The sequence below is a fragment of the Microlunatus sp. GCM10028923 genome, from assembly GCF_042666975.1.
Taxonomy (GTDB): Bacteria; Actinomycetota; Actinomycetes; order Propionibacteriales; family Propionibacteriaceae; genus Microlunatus.
On sequence record NZ_JBHTFF010000013.1, the window covers coordinates 20684 to 44181 of the forward strand.

At 69.9% G+C, this 23498-nt stretch carries 21 protein-coding genes and 1 tRNA gene; 20 read left to right on the forward strand and 2 right to left on the reverse strand.

Features of this window, described 5'->3' with window-relative positions:
• Nucleotides 1–62: 62 nt before the first annotated feature.
• The 14 genes from ACFQU4_RS26975 (at nt 63) to ACFQU4_RS27040 (ending at nt 16704) form a co-directional block, all read left to right on the forward strand.
• On the forward strand, nt 63–668 hold the full coding sequence (locus ACFQU4_RS26975) for a hypothetical protein (protein ID WP_377498004.1): 606 nt from the start codon (nt 63–65) through the stop codon (nt 666–668).
• Complete coding sequence (locus ACFQU4_RS26980) at nt 668–2566, forward strand: peptidoglycan D,D-transpeptidase FtsI family protein (protein WP_377498006.1); 1899 nt, start codon at nt 668–670, stop codon at nt 2564–2566. The genes ACFQU4_RS26975 and ACFQU4_RS26980 overlap by 1 nt, the downstream gene beginning before the upstream one ends.
• A 128-nt stretch (nt 2567–2694) precedes the next feature.
• Nucleotides 2695–4239 carry a UDP-N-acetylmuramoyl-L-alanyl-D-glutamate--2,6-diaminopimelate ligase gene (locus tag ACFQU4_RS26985; RefSeq protein WP_377498446.1) on the forward strand — a complete coding sequence of 515 codons (1545 nt, stop codon included), beginning with the start codon at nt 2695–2697 and terminating at the stop codon, nt 4237–4239.
• A gap of 52 nt (nt 4240–4291) precedes the next feature.
• Entirely contained in the window at nt 4292–5770 is a 1479-nt protein-coding gene (gene murF, locus ACFQU4_RS26990; RefSeq protein ID WP_377498008.1) for a UDP-N-acetylmuramoyl-tripeptide--D-alanyl-D-alanine ligase, read from the forward strand.
• Entirely contained in the window at nt 5767–6840 is a 1074-nt protein-coding gene (mraY, locus tag ACFQU4_RS26995) for a phospho-N-acetylmuramoyl-pentapeptide-transferase (protein ID WP_377498010.1), read from the forward strand. Before murF ends, mraY begins: the two co-directional genes overlap by 4 nt.
• A complete protein-coding gene (gene murD / locus ACFQU4_RS27000) occupies nt 6822–8294 on the forward strand; it encodes a UDP-N-acetylmuramoyl-L-alanine--D-glutamate ligase (protein WP_377498013.1) in 1473 nt (490 codons plus the stop codon). The genes mraY and murD overlap by 19 nt, the downstream gene beginning before the upstream one ends.
• Before the next feature lie 42 nt (nt 8295–8336).
• The gene (ftsW, locus tag ACFQU4_RS27005; protein ID WP_377498015.1) at nt 8337–9686 is read left to right on the forward strand and encodes a putative lipid II flippase FtsW; all 1350 of its coding nucleotides are present in this window, start codon (nt 8337–8339) and stop codon (nt 9684–9686) included.
• Nucleotides 9683–10834: an undecaprenyldiphospho-muramoylpentapeptide beta-N-acetylglucosaminyltransferase gene (gene murG / locus ACFQU4_RS27010; protein ID WP_377498018.1), complete on the forward strand. Its 1152-nt coding sequence runs from the start codon at nt 9683–9685 to the stop codon at nt 10832–10834. Before ftsW ends, murG begins: the two co-directional genes overlap by 4 nt.
• Complete coding sequence (murC, locus tag ACFQU4_RS27015; protein WP_377498020.1) at nt 10825–12303, forward strand: UDP-N-acetylmuramate--L-alanine ligase; 1479 nt, start codon at nt 10825–10827, stop codon at nt 12301–12303. The genes murG and murC overlap by 10 nt, the downstream gene beginning before the upstream one ends.
• Complete coding sequence (locus ACFQU4_RS27020) at nt 12303–13034, forward strand: cell division protein FtsQ/DivIB (RefSeq protein WP_377498023.1); 732 nt, start codon at nt 12303–12305, stop codon at nt 13032–13034. The genes murC and ACFQU4_RS27020 overlap by 1 nt, the downstream gene beginning before the upstream one ends.
• 310 nt (nt 13035–13344) lie before the next feature.
• Nucleotides 13345–14658, forward strand: a complete 1314-nt coding sequence (ftsZ, locus tag ACFQU4_RS27025; protein ID WP_377498026.1) for a cell division protein FtsZ — start codon at nt 13345–13347, stop codon at nt 14656–14658.
• Between the two features lie 158 nt (nt 14659–14816).
• Nucleotides 14817–15335 (forward strand): cell division protein SepF, encoded by a 519-nt coding sequence (locus tag ACFQU4_RS27030; RefSeq protein ID WP_377498028.1) that lies wholly within the window; start codon nt 14817–14819, stop codon nt 15333–15335.
• A 110-nt stretch (nt 15336–15445) separates the two neighbouring features.
• Complete coding sequence (locus ACFQU4_RS27035; protein WP_179757475.1) at nt 15446–15739, forward strand: YggT family protein; 294 nt, start codon at nt 15446–15448, stop codon at nt 15737–15739.
• A 107-nt stretch (nt 15740–15846) separates the two neighbouring features.
• Nucleotides 15847–16704, forward strand: a complete 858-nt coding sequence (locus tag ACFQU4_RS27040) for a DivIVA domain-containing protein (protein WP_377498031.1) — start codon at nt 15847–15849, stop codon at nt 16702–16704.
• A 298-nt stretch (nt 16705–17002) separates the two neighbouring features.
• Here ACFQU4_RS27040 and ACFQU4_RS27045 read toward each other — a convergent pair whose 3' ends face one another.
• Complete coding sequence (locus tag ACFQU4_RS27045) at nt 17003–17338, reverse strand: hypothetical protein (protein WP_377498033.1); 336 nt, start codon at nt 17336–17338, stop codon at nt 17003–17005.
• Between the two features lie 103 nt (nt 17339–17441).
• On the opposite strand from ACFQU4_RS27045, the gene ACFQU4_RS27050 reads away from it, so the two are divergent.
• The 4 genes from ACFQU4_RS27050 to pyk all read left to right on the forward strand — a co-directional run bounded on the left by ACFQU4_RS27050 (nt 17442) and on the right by pyk (nt 21082).
• Complete coding sequence (locus tag ACFQU4_RS27050; protein WP_377498035.1) at nt 17442–17882, forward strand: TraR/DksA family transcriptional regulator; 441 nt, start codon at nt 17442–17444, stop codon at nt 17880–17882.
• A 47-nt stretch (nt 17883–17929) separates the two neighbouring features.
• Nucleotides 17930–18505, forward strand: a complete 576-nt coding sequence (gene lspA, locus ACFQU4_RS27055) for a signal peptidase II (protein WP_377498037.1) — start codon at nt 17930–17932, stop codon at nt 18503–18505.
• Nucleotides 18505–19434, forward strand: coding sequence for an RluA family pseudouridine synthase (locus ACFQU4_RS27060; RefSeq protein WP_377498039.1), 930 nt, complete (start codon nt 18505–18507; stop codon nt 19432–19434). Before lspA ends, ACFQU4_RS27060 begins: the two co-directional genes overlap by 1 nt.
• A 232-nt stretch (nt 19435–19666) precedes the next feature.
• Nucleotides 19667–21082, forward strand: coding sequence for a pyruvate kinase (gene pyk / locus ACFQU4_RS27065; protein WP_377498041.1), 1416 nt, complete (start codon nt 19667–19669; stop codon nt 21080–21082).
• 62 nt (nt 21083–21144) lie between these two features.
• On the opposite strand, the gene ACFQU4_RS27070 is transcribed toward pyk, so the two are convergent.
• Nucleotides 21145–21227 (reverse strand) — tRNA-Leu (locus ACFQU4_RS27070).
• Between the two features lie 72 nt (nt 21228–21299).
• Between ACFQU4_RS27070 and ACFQU4_RS27075 the strand changes: the two genes are divergently transcribed.
• Nucleotides 21300–21926 carry an ANTAR domain-containing response regulator gene (locus ACFQU4_RS27075; protein ID WP_377498044.1) on the forward strand — a complete coding sequence of 209 codons (627 nt, stop codon included), beginning with the start codon at nt 21300–21302 and terminating at the stop codon, nt 21924–21926.
• A 202-nt stretch (nt 21927–22128) separates the two neighbouring features.
• The gene (locus ACFQU4_RS27080; RefSeq protein ID WP_377498046.1) at nt 22129–23355 is read left to right on the forward strand and encodes a branched-chain amino acid ABC transporter substrate-binding protein; all 1227 of its coding nucleotides are present in this window, start codon (nt 22129–22131) and stop codon (nt 23353–23355) included.
• Nucleotides 23356–23498 lie beyond the last annotated feature (143 nt).

Below are 23498 nucleotides of genomic sequence, written 5' to 3' on the forward strand. Positions count from 1 at the left end.
ATCACCCCACGGCGTAGTTCTCCCCCGCTGCGCTCCTCCGAACTACACCGAGGGGACCCCGAATGAGCGCGCTACTGGCACCGGCAGACGATCCGGAGGAGGAGGTCGGCGGCGCCCGGAAGAAGCGGCTGCGGACCGTCCCCGACCCGCCGCCGCGGTTGGCCCCGATGCCGTTCCTGGTGGTCCTGATCGGGCTGCTCGGGATCGGGCTGGCCGGGCTGCTGATGCTCAACACCTCGCTGCAGGGCAACGCGTTCGAGACCCGGGCGCTGCAGCGCGAGGAGTCCGAGTTGGCGTACCGGCAGGCTGAGTTGGAGATCGAACTGGACAAGGCCGCCGCGCCGCAGGAGCTGGCCCGCCGCGCGTCGGAGCTCGGCCTGCGGCCGAACCCGTACCCGCTGATCCTGCGGGTGCCCGGCGGCGAGGTGCAGGGCGACAAGAAGCGGGTCGACGGTGACGAGCTGCCCGGGATCGTCGTGAAGACGCCGGAGGAGCTGGCCGCGGAGAAGGCGGAGAAGGCGGCGAAGAAGGCCGCCAAGCAGGCCAAGAAGCGCGCCGAGGCCGAGGAACGACAGCGCCGGGAGCTCGCGGAGCAGAAGAAGAAGGTCGAGGAGCAGCAGCGGAAGCAGCAGCAGGAACAGGAGCGGGATCAGGAGGCGAACCGCTGATGGTCGACGATCGCCGCCGGCAGACCCGGCGACCCACGACCGGCGGTACGGCCGCGTCGTCGAACCGACGGCTCCGGCCCCAGGCCGAGAAGAAGCTGGCCGCGAAGGCGACCCGGACGAAGGCGGCGACGCGGAAGAAGGTGCACAAGCCGGTCCGCCGGGTGCCGCTGGGCAACTCGCCGCGCCGGCTCCGGGTGGTGCTGGTCGCGATGGCGATCGCGCTGTCGCTGTGCGGCGGCCGACTGCTCCAGCTGCAGGGCTTCGACTCCGCCGCGTACGCCGCGGACGGTGATCAGTTCACCGCCAAGCTGCCGCTGCTGCCGACCCGCGGCGACCTGGTCGACCGGAACGGCCAGGTGCTGGCGACCACCCAGCCGGCGGTCGCGGTGACCGCCGATCCCACGCTGACCCGGAACACCACCAAGGACCCGGAGCGGGCGGCCAAGTTCGCCGCCGTGATCTTGAAGCACCTCGAGCTGGACCGGGCCACCCTGCTGGAGCGGCTGAACAAGCCGGACACCCGGTTCGTCTACCTGGCCAAGAAGGTGCCGGCGACGACGTACCTCGCGCTGGCCGCCGAACTCACCGAACTGAAGCTGTACGGCGTGTTCCGGGAGAGCGACCCGATCCGGGTCTACCCGGGCCAGAACGTCGCCGCGGGCGTGGTCGGCTTCGTCAACGGCGAGGGTGAGGGAGTGGCCGGCCTGGAACGTTCCCTGAACGGGAAGCTGGCCGGCGTCGAGGGTCAGGAGACCTTCGAGATGGCGCCGAACGGCAGCCGGATCCCGCTCGGCGAGAGCAAGATCAATCCGGCCGTCGACGGGATCGACTACCAGCTCACCCTGGACACCGAACTGCAGTGGATGGTGGAGCGCCGGCTCGAGGAGCAGGTACGGAAGGCCGGCGGCGAGACCGGCACCGCGATCACGATCAACATCAAGACCGGCGAGGTGTTGGCGATGGCCAACTACCCCGGCTACGACGCGTCCAAGCCGGGCAGCGCCGACCCGGACAACCTCAGCAACCGGGCCGTCTCGTCCGCGTACGAACCGGGCAGCGTGCAGAAGCTGCTCACCGCCGCGGCCCTGATCGACGCCGGGGTGGCGAACCCGGACACCAAGCTGACCATCCCGGAACTGCTCGAGTCCGGCGACGGCACGGTCAAGGACGCGTTCTCGCACGGCGAGATCGACCTGCTGATGCGCGGCGTGATCGCGAAGTCGTCCAACATCGGGACGATCATGCTGGCCCGGCAGCTGGAGACCTCCCGGCTGCGTGCCTACCTCGCCTCGTTCGGCCTCGGCGCCAAGACCGGCATCGGGCTGCCCGGCGAGTCGAGCGGGCACCTGCCGCCGGCGGACATGAAGGATTACACCCGGGACCAGATCGCGTTCGGCCAAGGCCTCTCGGTGACCGCGATCCAGGAGGCGGCGGCGATCGCGGCGCTGCTCAACGACGGCGTCTACAACCAGCCGTCGGTGATCAAGAGCGCCACCGACCAGGACGGCAAGCCGGTAGACCTGCCGAAGCAGGAGCCGCGGCGGGTCGTCTCGTCGAGCACCTCGGACCAGATCCGCGACCTGATGCAGGCCGTGGTGGACCACGGCTCGGACTGGCTGGCCCTGGACGAGTACGCCAGCGGCGGCAAGACCGGCACCGCGCAGCGCTACGACCCGGACTGCAGCTGCTACCGGGGCTACACGGTGTCCTACGTGTCGGCGGCGCCGATCAACGACCCGGAACTGCTGACGTACGTGGTGGTCGACAACCCGACCAACAGCGACACCGGCACCACCGGTGCGGCGCCCGCGGCGGTCGACATCATGCAGCTCGCGCTGCCCCGGTACGGCGTCCCGCCGAGCACCGAGCGGCCGAAGAAGGAGAAGATCAAGTGGTGACCGGTATCGAACTGGCTCAGGCTCAGTTCGTTGCGGGCGCACGTACTCGATAGCTTCTTCCCGTGACTACCGACCGTCCCCGCGGCTCGGGGGCGCCGCGACCCGACCGGCCGGCCGCCCCGCTGCGGCTGTCCGACCTCTTCGACCAGCCCGATCTGCCGGCGCTGCCGGTCTCGGACGTCAGCCTGAACAACCGGCTGATCCGGCCCGGCGGGCTGTTCGTCGCGCTGCCCGGGCGGCTCACCCACGGTGCGAAGTACGCGGCGGCGGCGGCCCGCGCCGGTGCTGTCGCGATCGTCACCGACACCGCCGGCCGGGAGCTGATCGAGTCGGGTACGGATCCGGTCGGCGTCCCGGTGATCGAACTGGCCGACCCGCGCGCGGCGATGGGCGCGCTGGCCGCCCGGGTGTACGGCGAACCGGCCGAGCGGCTGACGATGATCGCGGTCACCGGAACCAACGGCAAGACCACCACCTGCTCGCTGATCGAATCCGCGCTGCGGGCCGCGGGCCGCCGGGTCGGCATGATCGGCACGATGGGCTTCCGGCTGGACGGTGCCGAACTGCCGTCGGACCGGACCACGGTGACCACCCCGGAGGCGCCGGAACTGCAGTGCCTGCTGGCCCGGATGGTCGACCAGGGCGCGGACACCGTGATCATGGAAGTCAGCTCCCACGCGCTGCAGCTCGGCCGGACCGATCCGATCCGGTTCGACGTGGCGGCGTTCACCAATCTCGGCCGGGACCACCTGGATTTCCACCCCACCCTGGACGACTACTTCGAGGCCAAGGCCAGGTTGTTCACGCCGGAGCGGGCCCGGGCCGCGGTGATCAACTCCGACGACCCGAAGGGCCGGGTGCTGATCGACCGTCTGGCCGCCGCCGCGATTCCGGTCCGCACCGTCGGCAGCTCGGCGGATGCGGACTACGCGGCCCTGGCGGTGCACGCGCTCGGCGACGAGTTCGCGATCACCGCGCGCACCCCGGGTGGGCCGCGGGAGTTCGCCATGCGGCTGCCCGGCGACTTCAACGTCCGCAACGGGCTCACGGCGCTCGCCGTACTCGAGGTGCTGCTGGCCGAGGGCGCCGCCCGCTTCGAGCTCGACGCCGCGGTCGCCGGGCTGGTCGCCGATGTCCGCGGCCGGATGCAACGGGTGCCGCTGGACGGCGACGCTCCGGCGGTCTACGTCGACTTCGCGCACACCCCGCAGGCGATCGACGCGGCGATCGACGCCCTCCCGGGCGGGCCCGCGGCGGAGGCGCAGGGTCCCGACGCGCCGCACCGCGGACGGCGGATCGTCGTGATCGGCTGCGGCGGCGACCGGGACCCGGACAAGCGCGGGCCGATGGGCGCGGCGGCGGCGGAGCGGGCGGACGTGGTGGTGATCACCGACGACAACCCGCGCACCGAGGACCCGGCCACGATCCGGGCCGCGGCGCTGGCCGGAGCGAACGCCACCGAGCGGGCCCGGACCGGCCGCACCACAGTGCTCGACGGAGGGGACCGTCGGGCCGCGATCGCGACCGCACTACGGTTGGCCCGGTCGGGCGACGTGGTGGCGATCCTGGGTAAGGGCCACGAACAGGGGCAGCAGATCGGGGCTGAGATCCTGCCGTTCGACGATGCGACGGTGGCGGTGGAGGAGTGGCAGCGGCAGGAAGCGCGCTGCTGAACCCGACGGGGCGGGGAGGCATGCTCTTACGGGAGCGGGGAGAGAGAATTCGATGATCGAACTGACCACGGGCGAGGTCGCCGACCTGGTGACGGAGCCCGGGGCGGGTACGTCGGCGGGGTTCGACCGGGGCCGGGTGATCACCGACTTTTCCGTGGACTCACGGAAGGTCCAGCCGGGGGCGTTGTTCGTCGCGCTGCCCGGCGACCGGGTCGACGGGCACGACTTCGTCGGTGACGCCTGGGCGGCCGGAGCGGCGCTGGCGCTGGTCGCGCGCGAGGTGCCCGGCGACGGGCCGCAACTCGTGGTGCCGGACCCGTTGCTGGCGCTGGGCCGGATCACCCGGCACCTGATCGACCAGGCGAAGGCCGGCGGCCTGCAGGTGATCGCGATCACCGGCTCGCAGGGCAAGACCTCGACCAAGGACCTGCTGGCCCAGGTGCTCGAGGCCGAGGCGTCCACGGTCGCGCCGCTGGGCAACCTGAACACCGAGATCGGCGTTCCGCTGACGGTCGCCCGGATCGACGCCGGCACCCGGTTCCTGGTCGCCGAGCACGGCGCCCGCCGGGTCGGTCACATCCGTTACCTGTGCGAGCTGACGCCGCCGGACGTCTCGGTGGTGCTCAACGTCGGCAGCGCCCACGTCGGCGAGTTCGGCAGCGTGGAGGCGATCGCGCAGGCCAAGGGCGAACTGGTCGAGGCGCTCACCGAGGACGGCACCGCGGTGGTGAACGCCGACGACCGGCTGGTCTCGGCGATGCGGGACCGGACCCGGGGCCGGGTCGTCGCGACCGGCGTCGGCCACGATCCGGGGACCGACCGGGCCGTCTGGGCGACCCGGCTGACCGGCGACCGGACCGGCCGCTACGCGTTCACGCTGCACGCCCGGCTGCCCGACGGCGGCAGCGCCGATCCGGCCGAGAGCGACGGGACGGTACGGCTCCGGGTGCTCGGCCGGCACCAGGTCGGCAACGCGGTCGCCGCCGCCGCGGCGGCACTGGCCGTCGGCGTCCGGTTCGACGACGTGGTGCAGCGGCTGTCGGCTGCCGAGGCCCGGTCCCGGTTCCGGATGGAGGTGGCCGAGCGGCCCGACGGCGTGCTGGTCGTCAACGACGCGTACAACGCCAACCCGGAGTCGATGCGGGCCGCGATCGACGCGCTGACCGAGCTGGCCGCGGGCCGGGCCCAGCAGTGGCCGGACGCCCGGGTCTGGGCCGTGCTCGGCGACATGCTGGAGCTCGGCGACTCGGCCGACAGCGAGCACCGGGCGATCGGACGCTACGCGGCCCAGCGCGGCGTGCAGCGGCTGATCGGCGTCGGCGAGTACGGCCCGGTGTTCGTCGGCGCCGCCCGCAAGGCCGGCCTGGCCGACGCGACCGCGGCCACCGACGCCGAGGAGGCGGTCCGGCTGGTCGAGGCCCGGCCCGGCGACACGGTGCTGGTCAAGGCGTCCCGCGGGCTGGCCCTGGACACGGTCGCGGAAGCGATCCTGACCGGTCAGCCGGCCCCCGCGGAGGGCAGCCATCCATGAGGACGATCGTCATCGCCGGTGCGCTGGCACTGCTCGGCACGCTGCTGGGTACCCGGCTGGCGATCACCTTCCTGGTCCGCAAGGGGTACGGCCAGCTGATCCGTGACGACGGGCCGACCTCGCACCACACCAAGCGGGGCACTCCGACGATGGGCGGCCTGGTGATCATCGTCGCCACCATCGCCGCGTACGCGATCAGCCACCTGATCACCTGGACCCGGCCGTCGGCGTCGGCGGTCCTGGTGCTGTTCCTGTTCGCCGGGCTCGGCGTGGTCGGCTTCCTGGACGACTTCCTCAAGATCAAGAACCAGCGCTCGCTCGGCCTCCGCAGCAAGGCAAAACTGCTCGGCCAGTCCCTGGTCGCGATCACGTTCGCGATCCTGTCGCTGCAGTTCCCGGACGAGCGCGGGAAGACCCCCGCGTCCGACGCGATCTCGTTCCTGCGCGACATCGACTTCCTGTCCAAACTGCCGGTGGTCGTGGTGATCATCTGGGTGATGCTGCTGATCGCCGCCGCCAGCAACGGGGTGAACCTGACCGACGGGCTGGACGGCCTGGCCGCCGGTGCCTGCGTGATGATCTTCGGCGCGTACACCCTGGTCAACATCTGGCAGTACAACCAGTCCTGCGCGTACGAGTCGTCGGCCGGCCCGAAATGTTACGAGGTGCGCGACCCGTACGACCTTGCGGTGGTGGCCATAGCGTTGGCCGGGGCCTGCTTCGGCTTCCTCTGGTGGAACGCCGAGCCGGCCAAGATCTTCATGGGTGACACCGGGTCGCTGTCGCTGGGCGGCGCCCTGGCCGGGATGGCGATCTTCACCCGGACCGAGCTGCTGTTGATCATCCTCGGCGGGCTGCTGGTGATCGAGGTGGCGTCGGTGATCCTGCAGGTCGGCTTCTTCAAGGCGACCAAGGGCAGACGTCTGTTCAAGATGTCCCCGCTGCACCACCACTTCGAGCTGCTGGGCTGGCAGCAGGTGACCATCGTGATGAGATTCTGGATCGTGGCCGGCCTCTTCGTCGCCGCCGGCCTTGGCATCTTCTACGCGGAATGGGTGGCCGGTACGTGATCAACAACCAGACTCCGGACTGGCTGCCGACGGCGGACGGCGCTTCGCCCTGGCGGGAGGCGCGGGTGATCATCGCCGGGCTCGGCGTGGCCGGGTTCGCCGCCGCGGACGGGCTGCTCGAGTTCGGCGCCCGGGTGACGGTGCTGGACGATGCGGAGAACCAACAGGTCCGGGACCGGGCCACCCTGCTCGAGACCCTCGGGGCGGAGGTCCGGCTCGGCCCCGGCTCGACCGCGACGCTGCCGGAACCGGCGCACCTGGTGATCACCACCGGATTCCCGCCGCACGCGCCGCTGCTGGTCCAGGCGGCGACCCGCGGAGTGCCGATCTGGAGCGAAGTCGAGCTGGCCTGGCGGCTGAGCCGGCCGAACAAGATCATTCCGTGGATCGGCATCACCGGCACCAACGGCAAGACATCGACCACCCTGATGCTGGAGTCGATCCTCGCGGCCGCCGGCCTGCGCACCGCCGCGGTCGGCAACATCGGCCGGCCGATCATGGAGATCGTGCTCGACCCGGAGCCGTACGACGTCCTCGCGGTCGAGCTGTCCAGCCACCAGCTGCACTGGTCCCACTCGTTGTCGCTGCACTCGGCCGCCGTCCTCAACCTGCAGCCGGACCACCTGGAGTGGCACGGCTCGGCGGAGAACTACCGCGACGCCAAGGCGGAGATCTACCAGCGGGTGCAGGCCAGCTGCGTCTACAACGTGGAGGATCCGGCCACCGAACGGATGGTGATGGACGCGGAGGTGGTCGAGGGGGCCCGCGCGATCGGGTTCACCCTCGGCATCCCGGACCGCTCGATGGTCGGCGTGGTGGACGACCTGATCGTCGACCGTGCCTTCATCCCGCAGCGCGCCGACTCGGCCCTGGAGCTCGCCAAGGTCGCCGACGTGACCCCGAACGCCCCGCACAACGTCGCCAACGCGCTGGCGGCCGCGGCCCTGGCCCGCTCGTACGGCGTGCCCGCGACGGCGGTCCGGGACGGGCTGCGCAACGTCCGGCTCGGCCCGCACAAGATCGAGACCGTGGCGGTGCTCGACGGCGTCACGTACGTCGACGACTCCAAGGCCACCAACCCGCACGCCGCCGACGCTGCCCTCGCCGCGTTCGACTCGGTGGTCTGGGTGGCCGGCGGGCAGGCCAAGGGCACCACGTTCGACGAGTTGATCATCAGACACGCCGACCGGCTGCGCGGTGCGGTGCTGCTCGGTGTGGACGCCGACGTGATCGCCGGTGCGCTGAGCCGACACGCGCCGCAGGTCCCGGTGATTCGGGTCGATTCGACGGAAACTAGGGCCATGGCTCAAGCCGTGACGGCGGCTGCTTCCCTGGCCAGACCGGGTGATGCAGTGCTGCTCGCCCCGGGCTGCGCCAGCAGGGACATGTACACCGATTACGCCGCACGGGGCGAGGCCTTCGCCGCTGCGGTGGCCGAGTTGCCCGGGGCCTAGCCCGCTGCGGGCCCGACTCGGTCGAGGAAGGCAGGGAGTGCCGTGGCGACCGTGACCGGCCCGCTCCAGCGGGGTGGGCTGCTGCCGGGGAGCAACCGGTCCGGCTCCCGCCGTTCCGCCGGTGCCTGGCTGGAGGCGGCGCTGGACCGACCACTGGCCAGCTACCACCTGGTGCTCGGCGCGACCGGCATCCTGGTCGCGCTCGGCATGATGATGGTGCTCTCGGCGTCCAGCGTCTCCGCGGAGCTGGTGTACGACGACGCCTACTACTACGTGAAGCGGCAGGCGATCTTCCTGGCCGCCGGCCTCGCCGCCGGCCTGCTGGTGATGAAGCTGCCGCCGAAGACACTGCGGGTGCTGTCCTGGGCCGGCCTGGCGCTGGCCGCGGTGCTGCTGATCCTGACCTACGTGCCCGGACTCGGCCGCAACGTCGGCGGCAACCAGAACTGGCTCTACCTCGGCTCGTCGCTGTTCATGATCCAGCCGTCCGAGTTCGCCAAGCTGGCCATGGTGGTCTGGGGCGCCGACGTCCTGGCCCGGAAGCAGAAGCTGCTCGACCAGCCGCGGCACCTGATCGTGCCGTACCTGCCGGCGACCCTGATCCTGGTGCTGCTGGTCGTCTTCCAGCGCGACGCCGGCACCGCGGTGGTGCTGGCCAGCATCATGGTCGGCGTGCTCTGGGTGGTCGGCGCGCCGCTGCGGATCTTCGTCTCGATCGCGGTCGCCGGCGTCGGCGGCGTGATCGGCCTGTTCCTGACCAGTTCCAACCGGATGACCCGGCTGGCCGCGTTCCTCGACCCGTCGGCCGACCTCGGCGGCGCGAACGACCAGACCGCGGCGGGCCTGCTGGCCGTCGCGATGGGCGGCTGGTGGGGCAGCGGGATCGGCGGCAGCAAACAGAAGTGGGGCGGCCTGCCGGAGGCACACACCGACTTCATCTTCGCCGTGATCGGCGAGGAACTCGGCCTGTTCGGCAGCCTGATCGTGCTCGCGCTGTTCCTGGTCCTCGGCTACGCCGGGATCCGGATCGCCATGCGCAGCGACGAACCGTTCTTCCGGTACACGGCCGCCGGGGTTACGGTCTGGTTGATGGTGCAGGCCCTGATCAATCTCGCGGTCGTGCTCCGGCTGCTGCCGGTCGCCGGGGTGCCGCTACCGTTCCTCTCGTACGGTGGCTCGGCACTGATCGCGAACCTGATGGCGATCGGCGTCCTGCTGGCCTGTGCCCGCAATGAACCGGCGGCCCGGACCTACCTGAGCCGGCGCTCCGGCGCGGCCCGGCCGGAGCTGACGACCGTGGTCGGGCACCGCAAGCAGGCCAAGCCGGCCAAGAAGGCCAAGGCCAAGGCCGACGCCGAGGCGACGAAGAAGAGCAAGAAGGGACGCGGGTGACGACACCGAATCCGATGCGCGGAACACCGCGACCTCCCGGTGGGCGGCGGATCAGCATCGCGCTGGCCGGCGGCGGCAGCGCGGGACACACGTCGCCGCTGATCGCCACCGCCGACGAGTTGCGCCGCCAGGCTCCCGAGGTGCAGCTGACCGCGATCGGCACCGCCCGCGGCCTGGAGACCACGGTGATCCCGGCCGCCGGGCTGCCGCTGGAACTGATCCCGCCGGTGCCGATGCCGCGCCGCCCCGGCCTGGACCTGATCAAGGTCCCGGCCCGGCTGGGCAAGGCCGTCTCGGCCGCCGCCGCGGTGCTGCGGAAGGTCGACGCCTCGGTGCTGCTCGGCTTCGGCGGCTACGTGTCGACGCCCGCCTATCTGGCCGCGCGCCGGCTGCGGATCCCGATCGTCATCCACGAGGGCAACCTGCTGCCCGGGCTGGCCAACAAGCTGGCCGCCCGGTTCACCAGCAACGTCTACACCTCGTTCCCGGGCACGCCGCTGCCGAACGCCGTCTACATCGGTCTGCCGCTGCGCCGGGCGATCACCGAGCTGGACCGGGCCGCGACCCGGACCGAGGCGCGCAAGGAGTTCGACCTGGCCGACGACCAGCCGACTCTGCTGGTCAGCGGCGGCTCGCAGGGCGCGCTGAGCATCAACCGGGCCGTGCACGGCGCGGTCGACCAATTGCTGCGGGCCGGGATCCAGGTGCTGCACGTGCTCGGCCCGAAGAACCTCACCGACGAGTACGTACGCCGGACCGACCCGGAGACCGGCGCCGTCTACGCCCCGCTGGCGTACGTGGAGCGGATGGAGCTCGGCTACGCCGCGGCCGACCTGATGCTCGGCCGCTGCGGCGCCAACACGGTGATGGAGACCTCCGCGGTCGGCCTGCCCGCCGTCTACGTACCGCTGCCGTTCGGGAACGGCGAGCAGCGCCGCAATGCGGCCGGCGTCGTCGAGGCGGGCGGCGGCGAACTGCTGGAGGACCCGGACTGCACGCCGGACTGGGTCCGGACCCGGATTCCGGAATTGATCCTGGACCCGGAACGGTTGACCCGGATGTCGGCGGCCAGCCGGGACGTCGGCCGGACCGACGCGGCCGCGGAGCTTGCCGCACGAACCCTGGAGGTAGCACAGTCATGGGCCTGATCACGCCGCGCGAGCTGGTCGGCGTCGAGGAGTTGGCGCCGGTCCACTTCATCGCCATCGGCGGCTCCGGGATGAACGGGATCGCCTCGGCCTTCCTCGATCTCGGGTACGAGGTCAGCGGCAGCGACCGGCAGGACTCGAAGTACCTGCGCGGGCTGCAGGAGCGCGGCGCCCGGACCCACATCGGGCACGCCGCGGAGCAGCTCGGCAACGCGAAGACCGTGATCGCCTCGTCGGCGATCCGGGACGACAACCCGGAGCTGGTCGAGGCGCGGGCCCGGGGCCTGCGGATCCTGCACCGCAGCGAGGCGCTCGGCTCGCTGATGCTGGGCCGGCGCGGCGTCGCGGTCGCCGGCACCCACGGCAAGACGACGACGACGGCGATGATCGCCCGGGTGCTGACCGAGCTCGGCACCGACCCCTCGTACCTGATCGGCGGCGCGTTCCTCGGCTCCACGACCGGCGGCCACATCGGCGGCGGCGAGGCGCTGGTGGTCGAGGCCGACGAGAGCGACGGCTCCTTCCTGCAGTACCCGGCCGAGGTCGCCGTGGTGACCAACGTCGACCCGGACCACCTGACCAACTGGGGCACTCCGGAGGCGTACGCGGACGGCTTCGTCCGGTTCGCCACCAAGCCGGAGCTGAAGCTGCTCATTGTCAGCGCCGACGACCCGGGTGCCGTCGAACTGGTCCGGACGATCAAGGAATCCTCCGCCCGGGTGCCGGAGATCATCACGTTCGGTACGGATCCGGCCGCGGACCTGCGGCTGACCGACCTGGAACTGACCGGCACCGGCTCGACGTTCACGCTGACCGACACCCGGCGCGCCTCAACCGGACAACACCGTGGCGGGCCGGTCCGGCTCGCCGTACCGGCCAAGTACAACGCCCTCAACGCGACCGCGACCTACGCCGTCGCCTCCTACTTCGGCGGCGAGGACAGCGCGGTACGGGAAGCGCTGGGCCAGTTCGGCGGCACCCACCGCCGGTTCGAGCTGGTCGGCACCGTGGACGGCGTCCGGGTCTACGACGACTATTCGCACCACCCGACCGAGGTCGGCAACATGCTCGGCGAGACCGCCCGCCCGGCTGCGGGGGAGGGCCGGGTCGTCGCCTGCTTCCAGCCGCACCTCTACACCCGGACCCGGGACTTCTGGCGCGAGTTCGCTGTGGCCCTGGAGCAGGCCGACGAGGTGATCGTGATGGACGTCTGCGGCGACCGGGAGGACCCGATCGACGGGATCAACGGGGCCCTGGTCAGTGACGCGATCCGGCCCGGCACCGCCAACGTCACGTACCAGCCGGTCTGGGACGAGGCCGCCCCGACGGTGGCCGGGATCGCCCGGCCCGGCGACGTCGTCGTCACGATCGGCTGCGGCGACGTGACCAAGGTGGCGCCGAAGATCGTCGACGAGCTCCGCCGCCGGCACGCCGCCCCGGCGGGTGCGGAAAGCCGGGACGCGGTCTGATGGCCACCTCGACGCTCGGTCGCCCGCCCGGCGTGGCCCGGTCGGGCGGTTCGAGGTCGTACCGGAAACGGCACCGGCTCTGGCCCTTCGTGCTGATCGGCGTCCTGCTGCTCGTGCTGGCGGGCACCGGGGTCTGGCTGGTCGGCTTCTCCTCGGTGCTCGGCACCGAGCGGGTCGAGGTCCGCGGCACCGACGCGGTCGCGCCGCGCGACGTGGAGCGGACCGCCGCGGTGCCGCTCGGGCTCCCTCTGGCCCGGCAGGACATCGACGCGATCGCGGCCCGGGTGGCCGACCTGACCCCGATCGAGTCGGTCGAGGTGACCCGCCAGTACCCGGACACGGTGGTCATCGTGATCAAGGAACGGGCCGCGGTGATCGGGGTGGCCGACGGCGACGGCTATCTGCTGCTGGACCGGCACGGCGTCCCGTACCGGAGTGTGAAGAAGTTGCCGACCGGGGTCCTGCTGGCCGAGTTCAACGCCGGCAACACCCCGCTGGCCGAGCAGCTGGGCGTGGTCGCCGCGGCGCTGCCGGGCGAACTGATCCAGAAGCTGGACCGGCTCACCGCGACCAGTGAGAGCTCGATCGAGTTGGAGCTGAAGAACGGCGACCGGGTGATCTGGGGCACCGCGGACGATTCGGCCCTGAAGGCCACCGTGCTGCTCGACCTGATGAAGCAGAAGGCCAAGGTCTACAACGTCTCCGCCCCCCGCCACCCCGCCACCCGCTGAGATCCCGCCACCCCCTCGGCTGACCGGGCACAAAAGCAGGCGTTCTGGCGGCGTGTCGCTGCTGAACTGCCCACTCGGCGATCCAGTACGTTGACGGTCCGCCACCGGCCACGCGTAAAGCTGAGGTTCAGGTGGAGGGAATCAGACAGTTTGGCGTGTCCCGCCGGGTATGCCGGGCCGGTCGGCGGCTAACTCATAGCCTTGCTGAAACGCCTGGTCTGCCGCGGAATCTTCCCCCTCGATCCGAGGTCAAGACTTGGCAACCTGGGTGAGCGTCAGTAGTCATTGAGCAGGAAAGAGGCGGAGGTTCGTGGTTTCTGCATCAACGAATTACGTGGCCGTGATCAAGGTTGTCGGCGTCGGGGGCGGCGGCGTCAACGCAGTCAACCGGATGATCGAGGCGGGCCTACGCGGCGTCGAGTTCATCGCGGTCAACACGGACGCGCAGGCGTTGCTGATGAGCGACGCCGATGTGAAGCTCGACATCGGGCGGGATCTGACCCGCGGGCTCGGCGCTGGCGCCGACCCGGAGAAGGGGCGGCAGGCAGCCGAGGATCACGCCCAGGACATCGAGGAAGCGCTCAAGGGCGCAGACATGGTCTTCGTCACCGCCGGTGAGGGTGGCGGTACGGGCACCGGCGGAGCACCCGTCGTCGCCCGGGTCGCCCGCGCCATGGGCGCGCTGACGATCGGCGTGGTGACGCGACCGTTCCAATTCGAGGGCAAGCGGCGTTCGGTGCAGGCGGAGGAGGGGATCGCCAACCTCCGCGAAGAGGTCGACACCCTCATCGTCATCCCGAACGACAAGCTGCTGCAGATGATGGACAACCAGCAGATCGCGATCCTGGACGCCTTCAAGCAGGCCGACCAGGTGCTGCTGCAGGGCGTGTCCGGCATCACGGAGCTGATCACCACGCCGGGTCTGATCAACCTCGACTTCGCCGACGTGAAGTCGGTGATGTCGAACGCCGGCTCGGCGTTGATGGGCATCGGTTCCGCACGCGGCGAGGACCGGGCCAGGGCCGCGGCCGACATGGCCGTGTCGTCACCGTTGCTGGAGGCCAGTATCGAGGGCGCCCACGGCGTCCTGATCTCGATCGCCGGTGGTTCCGACCTCGGCCTGTTCGAGGTGTCGGCCGCCGCCACCCTGATCCAGGAGTCGGCGCACGAGGAAGCCAACATCATCTTCGGCACCGTGATCGACGACGCGCTCGGCGACGAGGTCCGGGTCACCGTGATCGCGGCCGGGTTCGAGGGCGGCGAGCCGCCCCGGCGGCAGCAGGGGATCAGCCGGCAACCCGGCCTGGGTCAGTCCCGCCAGCAGGGTCAGCAGCCGCTGGCCCAGGTGCCGCAGTCCCAGGGCCAGCCCGGTCCGGGGCAGGCGGCGCCGGGGCAGTCGTCCCCGGGTCAGCAGCCGCAGCAGTCGCCGGCCACGCCGCAACCACAGCCGGTGGGCCAGCGGACCAACGGCGCCCCGGGCCAACCCGGCTCCGGCAACTCCGGCAGTTCCGGCAACGGTCACCAGCCGGGCCCGGCCAGCCGGCCGGCCCCGCAGCCGACCTACCGTCCGGCGCCACCCGCACCGGCGGATGACGACCTGGATGTGCCGGACTTTCTGAAGTAGGAGGGGCGTCGTACGGCGACGGGGATCGCCGAGACACCGCCAGCGTGTCACCGGGCAAGGTGCGCCGGATGCGCGTTCCCGGCCGGTAATGTCGATCCCGTCCCGAGACGGACCCAGTTGTTTTCGGTGTGTGAGGGATCGGACGTGAGGGCGGTCAGATGGCGGACAGGTTGAAGAGGGCGGCGGCGTGGCTCGGTTTGGTCACGGACGACCGCTACTCGGAGTACGACGAGCCCGGGCATGACGAGCCGACCACCGGCGTGCCGACCTCGGCCGAGCGGGAGGACTCGAAGGTGACCAGCCTCGAGACCAAGCGCCCGGTTCCGTCGGCGGTCGCGACGCAGGCGGCCACGCCGAAGCCTGCGCCGGCCCAGCCGGCGCCCGCGCCACGCGCCACCGACATCTCCCGGATCATCACCGTGCACCCGCGCAGCTTCAACGAGGCGCGAACCATCGGTGAGCACTTCCGGGACGGACTGCCGGTGATCATGAACCTGACCGAGCTGGAGGACTCCGACGCGCGGCGACTGGTCGATTTCGCGGCCGGCCTGATTTTTGGCGCGCGTGGCAGTATCGATCGCGTGACCAGCAAGGTGTTCCTCCTGTCACCGCCGAACGTCGTGACGTCGGCCGAGGACAAGGAACGCATCGCGGGTGGCTTTTTCAACCAGAGTTGATCACCGGTCGGTACGGACGTCCGGCGGCAGCCCGTGGTGGCGAGCCGTCGCGATAGTCTGCTGTCACGACTTGGTCGGATGTCTAAACGAACGCGAGGCACGTGGCGCAGATGGTCATCATCGGTCTCATCATCAACTTCGTCCTGTGGCTGTTCCTGATGATTCTGTTCGCCCGGATGATCCTGTCCTGGGTGCCGGTCCTGGTCCGGGACTGGGAGCCGCGAGGGGCCATGCTGGTCGTCGCGGAGGGGATCTATTCGATCACCGATCCGCCGCTGCGGCTGCTCCGCAAGGTGCTGCGTCCGGTCCGGATCGGCTCGATGATGCTCGACCTGGCATTCATCGCGTTGGCAATCTTGGTGAGTATTTTGATGAGGATCAACGCCCTCGTGTTCTTCAGTTGACATCTGGCTCAGTGCCGGATGTGTGCATTAGGCTCAAATTCGGTACGGTAAGGCAGATGGGTAACGGACGCATCACGGTTCCGAGTTCCGATTGTTTGAGGTGAACGATGACGCTGTCGCTGGACGATGTGCGCAACAAGCGCTTCCGGATGGCCCGCAAGTCGGGGTACGAGGTCCTGGAGGTCGATGAGTTCGTCGACGAGGTCGAAGAGGCCTTCGCTCAGCTGATCGAGGAGAACAAGAACCTCAAGAAGCAAATCGAGTCGCTGCGGGCCGCGCCAGTCCAGGACTCCGCAGCCTCCGATAACACGATCCTGCAGCCGGCGGCCCAGCCGGACGGCAAGCAGACCCTGGTCGTGACCACCGGCAAGGAGGCCAGTGCGGCGGTCGTGCGCCTGGTCGAGCTGTCGACCGAGCAGGCCGAGCGCCTGGTCTCGGAGGCCGAGGAGGACGCGAACCGGATCCGCGAGGAGGCCAACCGGTCGGCGCACCAGGTGACCACCGATGCGCGGACCCGGGCCGAGCGGGTCGAATCCGAGGCGCGAGTGAACGCGGAGCGGGTGCAGTCCGACGCGACGGCCCGGGCCGCCCAGCTCGACCGCGAGATCGAGCAGCGCCGGATCGACATGTTCAGTGAGTTGGAGCGTCAGCGCGACCAGCTGAGCAACTCGGTGCGCGAGCTGCGCAACTTCGAGGCCAACTTCCGGAGCAACCTGACCGGTCAGCTGCGCCGGCACATCGACACGCTCGAGGCCTCCCGGGCCGAGCCGGTCGACACGCCGCAGTTGGTCCGGGATCTCGATGACAAGCCGGAGCCCCGCTCGGTGCGGGACAACGGCCAGAAGAACGGCACCGGCCCTTCGCCGTACGGTTCGTCGGTCGACAACGACTCGCCGACCCTCGGTGGCGGCTCGCCGACCAGTGACACGCCGCGACTGGACGCCCTCTTGGGTGACCAGCGCTGACCACACCGTGATTGACGCCTGAACCCATCGGTCGAACCCCGCACCCTCAGGGTGCGGGGTTCTTCCATGCCGGGACGACCGGTCCGAGGTCGCCCGGCGCGATCGAGCCCGGCGGCTCCACCAAGATCATCAAAACGCCGAGGCTAAGAGGACGCTGAAATCTCGCCTCGGAGGCCACGTTTTCCGCTCCAGGATTCGGGAAATCGGCGACGAAACACGAGTCCATCGTTGAAGATAGAGCGAATCGCCCCTACTCTCCCTTGGGTCACAGCTACCCGGAGAACGGGACGGCGCCGCTTTACCCCGAAGGGGGGATCACGATGAGCACGACCAGGAAGTCCTCGGCGAAGAAGACGCCGAGCCAGGACGGTCGAGCCTCGGGATCGGCACCGGCCCGGTCGGCTCGATCATCAAAATCTGCGGCGTCGAGCGCTCCGAAGGCAGCATCGCGTGAGGGATCACGGTCCAAGCGGGACGACACCACCCCGTCGACCCCGGCCGTGCAGAAGCGGGCAGCGAAGTCGGCCGCCAAGCCGACGACGAAGAAGACCGGCACGACGAAACGGTCCACCTCGAAGACCCCGGCAGCGAAGCGGTCCACCGCGACCGGCCGGACTTCGAAGCGGGCCGGCACCCGGTCTCGTCAAGCCCCTGCGAGCAAGCGGTCAGACACCGACCGTGCCACGACCTCGACCACCAACCCGGCCGAAACAGCCCTGACCCCTCGGAGCGCCCCCATGACCAGCGAAGCCGCACCGGCAGCCACCGTCAAACCCGTCAAGCCCTCGTCCCTTCCGGTCCGGGAAGGCGAAGACCCCTGGACCAAGGCCGAGCTCGACGAGGTGAGGGAAACCCTCGAGTCCGACATCGAACGCTTCACCAGCCAGCTCGCCGCGTCCAACGCGGAACTGGTCGGGATGCTCCGCGACGGCGCCGAGGGCGCCGGCCGGGACCCGGCCGATGTCGGGTCGGCGAACTTCGAGCGCGACGCCGAGATGTCCCTGGTCAACAACGCCGCCGAGATGCTGGAGCAGTCGCGGCTCGCCCTGCGCCACATCGATCAGGGGATCTACGGCAGTTGTGACAACTGCGGCAACCCGATCGGCAAGGGTCGGTTGTTGGCCTTCCCGAGGGCGACGCTCTGCGTCACCTGCAAACAGCGCGAGGAACGGCGATAACCGAGAACACCACGGCCCAGGACGAGTCCCGGCCGCCCACCAGTCTGTTGCGGCTTCGGCTGCTCTACGTTGCCGTTGCCGTCACCGGCGTCACGCTCGACCTGATCACCAAGATCATGGCGGTGGCCTGGCTGAATCCGGCCGACCCGGTCCAGCTGCTCGGCGGGTTGCTCCGCCTGCAGCTGGTCCGCAATCCCGGTGCCGCGTTCAGCCTGGGCGAGAACTTCACCCCGGTGTTCGCGGTGCTGTCGGCGGCGGTGCTGATCGGCATCGTGCTGTTCGGCGTCCGGCGGATCGGGCACACCGGCTGGGCGGTCGCGTTCGGCCTGGTCTCGGCCGGCGTGGCCGGTAACCTGATCGACCGGCTGTTCCGGGCGCCCGGGTTCCTGCACGGCCACGTGGTCGACTTCCTGCAGTTGCCGTACTGGCCGATCTTCAACGTCGCCGACATGTGCATCACGGGGGCCGCGATCTTGATCATCGTCCTCTCGGTGATCAAGAACATCGGCCTGGACGGCCAGCGGCTGGCGCCGACTCCGCGGAGCGGCTCCTCGGTGGGGTCGAGACAGGACCCGCCGGCCGAACGTACGCCGAGCGAGCCGGGACCGGCGAGCACCGACTGATGTCCTCCCAGACGCGGGTCATGCTGATCCCGGACGGACTGGACGGCGAACGAGTGGACGCGGCGGTGGCCCGGATGCTCGGCCTGTCCCGGACCCGGATCGCCGGTCTGGTCGAACAGGGCCAGGTCCTGGTCGACGGCAAGCCGGCCGGCAAGTCGGACCGGGTCCATGCGCACTCCATGCTCGAGGTCGAACTGGAGCCGGAGCGGCCGGCCGCCGAGGTGGTGCCGCAGACGGTCGCCGACCTGAAGATCGTGTACGACGACGACGACATCGTCGTGGTCGACAAGCCGGTCGGTGTGGCCGCTCATCCGAGTGTGGGCTGGGCCGGTCCGACCGTGCTCGGCCACCTGGTCGGCGCCGGGTTCCGGATCACCACGTCCGGCGTACCGGAGCGGCAGGGGATCGTGCAGCGGCTGGACGTCGGCACCTCCGGCCTGATGGTGGTGGCCAAGAGCGAGCACGCGTACACGATGCTGAAGCGGGCGTTCCGGTCCCGGACCGTCGACAAGACGTACCACACGCTGGTGCAGGGGCATCCGGACCCGTTCCACGGCACGATCGACGCGCCGATCGGGCGGCACCCGTCGGCCGACTACAAGATGGCGATCATGGACGGCGGCCGGCACAGCATCACGCACTACACGACGCTGGAGGCGTTCGTCGGGGCGACCCTGCTCGAGGTGACGCTGGAGACCGGCCGAACGCACCAGATCCGGGTGCACATGGCGGCGATCCGGCATCCCTGTGTCGGCGACCCGATGTACGGGGCGAACCCGGTGCTGGCCGAGCGGCTGGGGCTGGAGCGGCAGTGGCTGCACGCGGTCCGGCTCGGCTTCCTGCACCCGCGGACCCAGGAGTACGTGAGCTTCGACTCCGACTATCCCGCCGATCTGGCGCACGCCCTGGACGTCGTCCGGGCTGCCTGAGCCTCCTCAGCCGGACCTAGGAGGGTGGTGTCGAACGGTGGTGGCAGCGTGCGACGCCCAGGCACGCACTGGACTGCGTTGTCGTCGGTCGACGTAGGGCACCCGCTACGCCTCTCTCCTCCGCCTTGTCCAGCACGCACCTGGACGCCGCTCGCCACCACTACCGTTCGCCACCACCCTCCTTGGGGGGAGCCGCTGTGGCCGGGCGGCGCCGGGGCGCTAGTGTCGATCCGTGCGTAGAGCGAAAATTGTCTGCACCCTCGGGCCGGCCACGTCGGCCCCGGAGCGCCTCATCGAACTCGTCAAGGCTGGGATGGACGTGGCCCGGCTGAACATGAGCCACGGCGACTATGCCGATCACGAGCACAACCTGACCGGAGTCCGCCGGGCCGCCAAGATCACCGGCCGGCCGGTCGGGGTGCTGGTCGACCTGCAGGGGCCCAAGATCAGGCTCGGCCGGTTCGCCGCCGGCAAGGAGGTGCTCGCCTACGGCGCGACCTTCACGATCACGACCGAAGACATCGAGGGCGATGTCCGTCGGTGCTCGACCACGTACAAGGGACTGCCGGGGGATGTGAAGCCCGGCGACATGATCTTGATCGACGACGGCCGGCTGACCCTGCGCGCGACCTCGGTGACCGACACCGACGTGGTGACCCGGGTTGAGGTCGGCGGCCCGATCAGCAACAACAAGGGGATCAACCTGCCCGGGGTCGCGGTGAGCGTCCCGGCGATGAGCGAGAAGGACTGCGACGACCTTCGTTGGGCGCTGCAGCACGGCGTCGACATGATCGCGCTGTCGTTCGTCCGCAACGCCGCCGATGTCGATCTCGTCCACAAGATCATGGACGAGGAGGGTCGCCGGATCCCGGTGATCGCCAAGATCGAGAAGCCGCAGGCGGTGGACAACCTCGACGAGATCATCGACGCGTTCGACGCGTTCATGGTGGCCCGTGGTGATCTTGGTGTGGAGCTGCCGCTGGAGGAGGTTCCGCTGGTCCAGAAGCGGATCGTCACCGCCGCCCGGCGCTGGGCCAAGCCGGTGATCGTCGCCACTCAGATGCTGGAGTCGATGATCTCGGCGCCGCGGCCGACCCGGGCCGAGGCCTCCGACGTGGCCAACGCGATCCTGGACGGCGCCGACGCGGTGATGCTGTCCGGCGAGACCAGCGTCGGCCAGTATCCGGTGGTCACCGTCGAGACGATGGCCCGGATCGTCGTCAACACCGAGGAGCACGGCCTGGAGCAGGTGCGCGACATCGTCTGGGACCCGCACACGACCAGCGGCGTGATCACGAAGGCCGCCGCCGAGGTGGCGGAGCGGATCGACGCGAAGTATCTGGTCGCGTTCACCCATACGGGCGACTCGGCCCGCCGGATGTCCCGACTCCGCTCGTCCATCCCGGTGCTCGCGTTCACCCCGATCGAGCAGACCCGGCAGGCCCTCACGCTGAGCTGGGGCACCGAGTCGTTCCTGGTCCCGATGGTCGGTCACACCGACGACATGATCAGGCAGGTCGACAAGGCGCTGATGGAGTCCGGCCGGATCGCCGAGGGCGAACGGGTCGTGATCGTCGCCGGCTCCCCGCCCGGAGTCGCCGGCCACACCAACATGGTCCGGGTCCGCCGGATCGGCGCCCCGCTGTAAACGGCCGAGTCGCCACCAGCGCACCCATCTCTCGGATGCGTCGGTGGCGACTCGTTTTTCCGTGCCGGGAAGGGGAGTCGAACCCCTATGTCCTTTCGGACAGACGGGTTTGAGCCGTCCGCGTATACCATTCCGCCACCCCGGCCGGGGCCCGGAACATTCTGCCACATCCGTACACCGGTGGTGAGAATCGGCTCCGTAACACGGCTGCTCTAAAGTGTCTCTCGTGACGAACGAGAAGAACGACCCCGGCGCCACCTCGCCCACCCGCGTCCTGGTGGCCGAGGACGAGGTGCTCATCCGCACCGACCTGGTCGAAATGCTCACCGAAGAGGGTTACGAGGTCGTCGGCGAAGCCGGCGACGGCGAGCAGGCGATCGAACTGGCCACACAGCTGCGGCCTGACCTGGTGGTGATGGATGTCAAGATGCCCAAGCTGGACGGGATCAGCGCCGCAGAGAAGATCGCCGGCGAGCGGATCGCCCCGGTGGTGATGCTGACCGCCTTCAGCCAGCGGGACCTGGTCGACCGGGCCAGCAAGGCCGGCGCGATGGCGTACGTCGTGAAGCCGTTCGGTAAGTCCGACCTGGTGCCGGCGATCGAGATCGCCGCCGCCCGCTTCGCCGAGATCAAGGCGGTCGAGGCCGAGGTCAGCGATCTGGCGGAGCGGCTGGAATCGCGCAAGATCGTGGACCGGGCCAAGGGCATGCTGCAGGCCGGTCTCGGACTGACCGAGCCGGAAGCTTTCCGCTGGATCCAGAAGACCGCGATGGACCTGCGCAAGTCGATGCGCGAGGTCGCCGAGGGCGTCGTCGAGCACGGCGCGGGATCCAAGAAGAAGTAGCGCCGCGCGCCTGCGCGGCGCCGCATCGTCGCGTGATGCGGTCGTGTAACGAACACGAAACTCACTCAGCGGAATTGGACAGCGCGGCGGTGAGTCGTCGTAGGGTTCATCATGCTTGGCAAACCGGCCGTGGATTCCGGATGTCGGAATTCGCGGCCGGCCGTGATTCAGCTCGTGGTTGAGCTGCCCAGGAGGAGGAACTGTGCTTAATCGACGACTTGCGAAGGTCGGTGTCGCGACCCTGGTCGCCGCAGCCCTGGCACTGACCGGATGCGGTCAGCGCGGGGGCGACGGCAACACGGGCGGCGGTGGCGGCACCGAAGAGAAGAAGATTGCCAAGATCGGCGTCATCTCTCCGATGAGCGGCGGGCTTTCCGCGCTCGGGCTCGGCATCCAGAACTCGGTGGACCTCGCGATCAAGCAGGCGAACGCGAACAACGAGATTCCCGGCTGGACCCTGGAGATCGAGGTCAAGGACGACGAGGCGAAGAGCGACGTCGGCCTGAACGCGGCGACCTCGCTGGCCTCCGACCCGGAGGTTGTCGGCGTCGTCGGAACGCTGAACACCAGCGTCGCCCAGGGCGTTCAGCCGGTCCTCAACGGCAAGAAGATCGCGATGGTGTCGCCGGCCAACACCGGCCCGGCGCTGACCCGCGGCGAGGACTACGCGAACTCCCCGAAGCGGCTCTATCCGAACTACTTCCGGACCTGCGCGACGGACGACGTCCAGGGTCCGTTCGCCGCGAAGTACCTGTTCAACACGGCGAAGTTCACCAAGGTGGCCACGGTCAACGACAAGAAGGCCTACGGCGCCGGCCTGGTGAAGACGTTCAGCGACGCGTTCACCGAGCTCGGCGGCCAGGTCACCGCGGCCGAGACGATCAACCCCGATGACAAGGACTACTCGGCGGTGATCACCAAGATCAAGGCGACCAACCCGCAGGCGCTCTACTACGGCGGCGAGTACCCGCAGGCCGGTCCGCTGAGCCAGCAGATGAAGGCGGCCGGGCTGAACATCCCGCTGATGGGCGGCGACGGCATCTTCGATCCCGACTTCATCAAGCAGGCGGGCTCCAAGTCCGACGGCGACCTGGCCACCTCGGTCGGCGCCCCGGTGGAGAAGCTGCCGACCTCGAAGACCTTCGTGGCCGACTACGAGGCCGCCGGCTACTCCGACCCGTACGCCGCGTACGGCCCGTACGCCTATGACGCGGCCCGCGCGATCATCGAGGGCCTCAAGGTCTCGCTCAAGGACGCCGAAAGCGCAGAGGCTGCGCGGCAGGCGACCATCGACGCCATCGGCAAGGTGAGCTTCGACGGCGCCACCGGCAAGGTCGCCTTCGACGAGTACGGCGACGCGACGACCAAGATCCTCACCGTCTACAAGGTGACCGACCAGAAGTGGGCGGCGGTCGAAACCGGTAGTTGACGATCATCACCTCGGCGCGAGGCTCCCACCAGGAGCCTCGCGCCGAACTCGTACCGCGACCTTGAAAGGGAGCATGTCCTTGCGCGGAGCGGAACGGGGGTCCAAGGGGGTCGTCCCCCTTGCCGATCGATCTGAAGGGTGCA

What these genes read in the sequence shown, in the direction of transcription:
- murC (WP_377498020.1), top strand. Translation starts at nt 10,825, where the DNA reads ATGGGCCTGATCACGCCGCGCGAGCTGGTCGGCGTCGAGGAGTTGGCG.
- ACFQU4_RS27050 (WP_377498035.1), top strand. Translation starts at nt 17,442, where the DNA reads ATGACCAGCGAAGCCGCACCGGCAGCCACCGTCAAACCCGTCAAGCCC.
- murD (WP_377498013.1), top strand. Translation starts at nt 6,822, where the DNA reads ATGGGTGGCCGGTACGTGATCAACAACCAGACTCCGGACTGGCTGCCG.
- murF (WP_377498008.1), top strand. Translation starts at nt 4,292, where the DNA reads ATGATCGAACTGACCACGGGCGAGGTCGCCGACCTGGTGACGGAGCCC.
- ACFQU4_RS27030 (WP_377498028.1), top strand. Translation starts at nt 14,817, where the DNA reads ATGGCGGACAGGTTGAAGAGGGCGGCGGCGTGGCTCGGTTTGGTCACG.
- ACFQU4_RS27035 (WP_179757475.1), top strand. Translation starts at nt 15,446, where the DNA reads ATGGTCATCATCGGTCTCATCATCAACTTCGTCCTGTGGCTGTTCCTG.
- ACFQU4_RS26980 (WP_377498006.1), top strand. Translation starts at nt 668, where the DNA reads ATGGTCGACGATCGCCGCCGGCAGACCCGGCGACCCACGACCGGCGGT.
- ACFQU4_RS27060 (WP_377498039.1), top strand. Translation starts at nt 18,505, where the DNA reads ATGTCCTCCCAGACGCGGGTCATGCTGATCCCGGACGGACTGGACGGC.
- mraY (WP_377498010.1), top strand. Translation starts at nt 5,767, where the DNA reads ATGAGGACGATCGTCATCGCCGGTGCGCTGGCACTGCTCGGCACGCTG.
- ACFQU4_RS27020 (WP_377498023.1), top strand. Translation starts at nt 12,303, where the DNA reads ATGGCCACCTCGACGCTCGGTCGCCCGCCCGGCGTGGCCCGGTCGGGC.
- ACFQU4_RS26975 (WP_377498004.1), top strand. Translation starts at nt 63, where the DNA reads ATGAGCGCGCTACTGGCACCGGCAGACGATCCGGAGGAGGAGGTCGGC.
- ACFQU4_RS27040 (WP_377498031.1), top strand. Translation starts at nt 15,847, where the DNA reads ATGACGCTGTCGCTGGACGATGTGCGCAACAAGCGCTTCCGGATGGCC.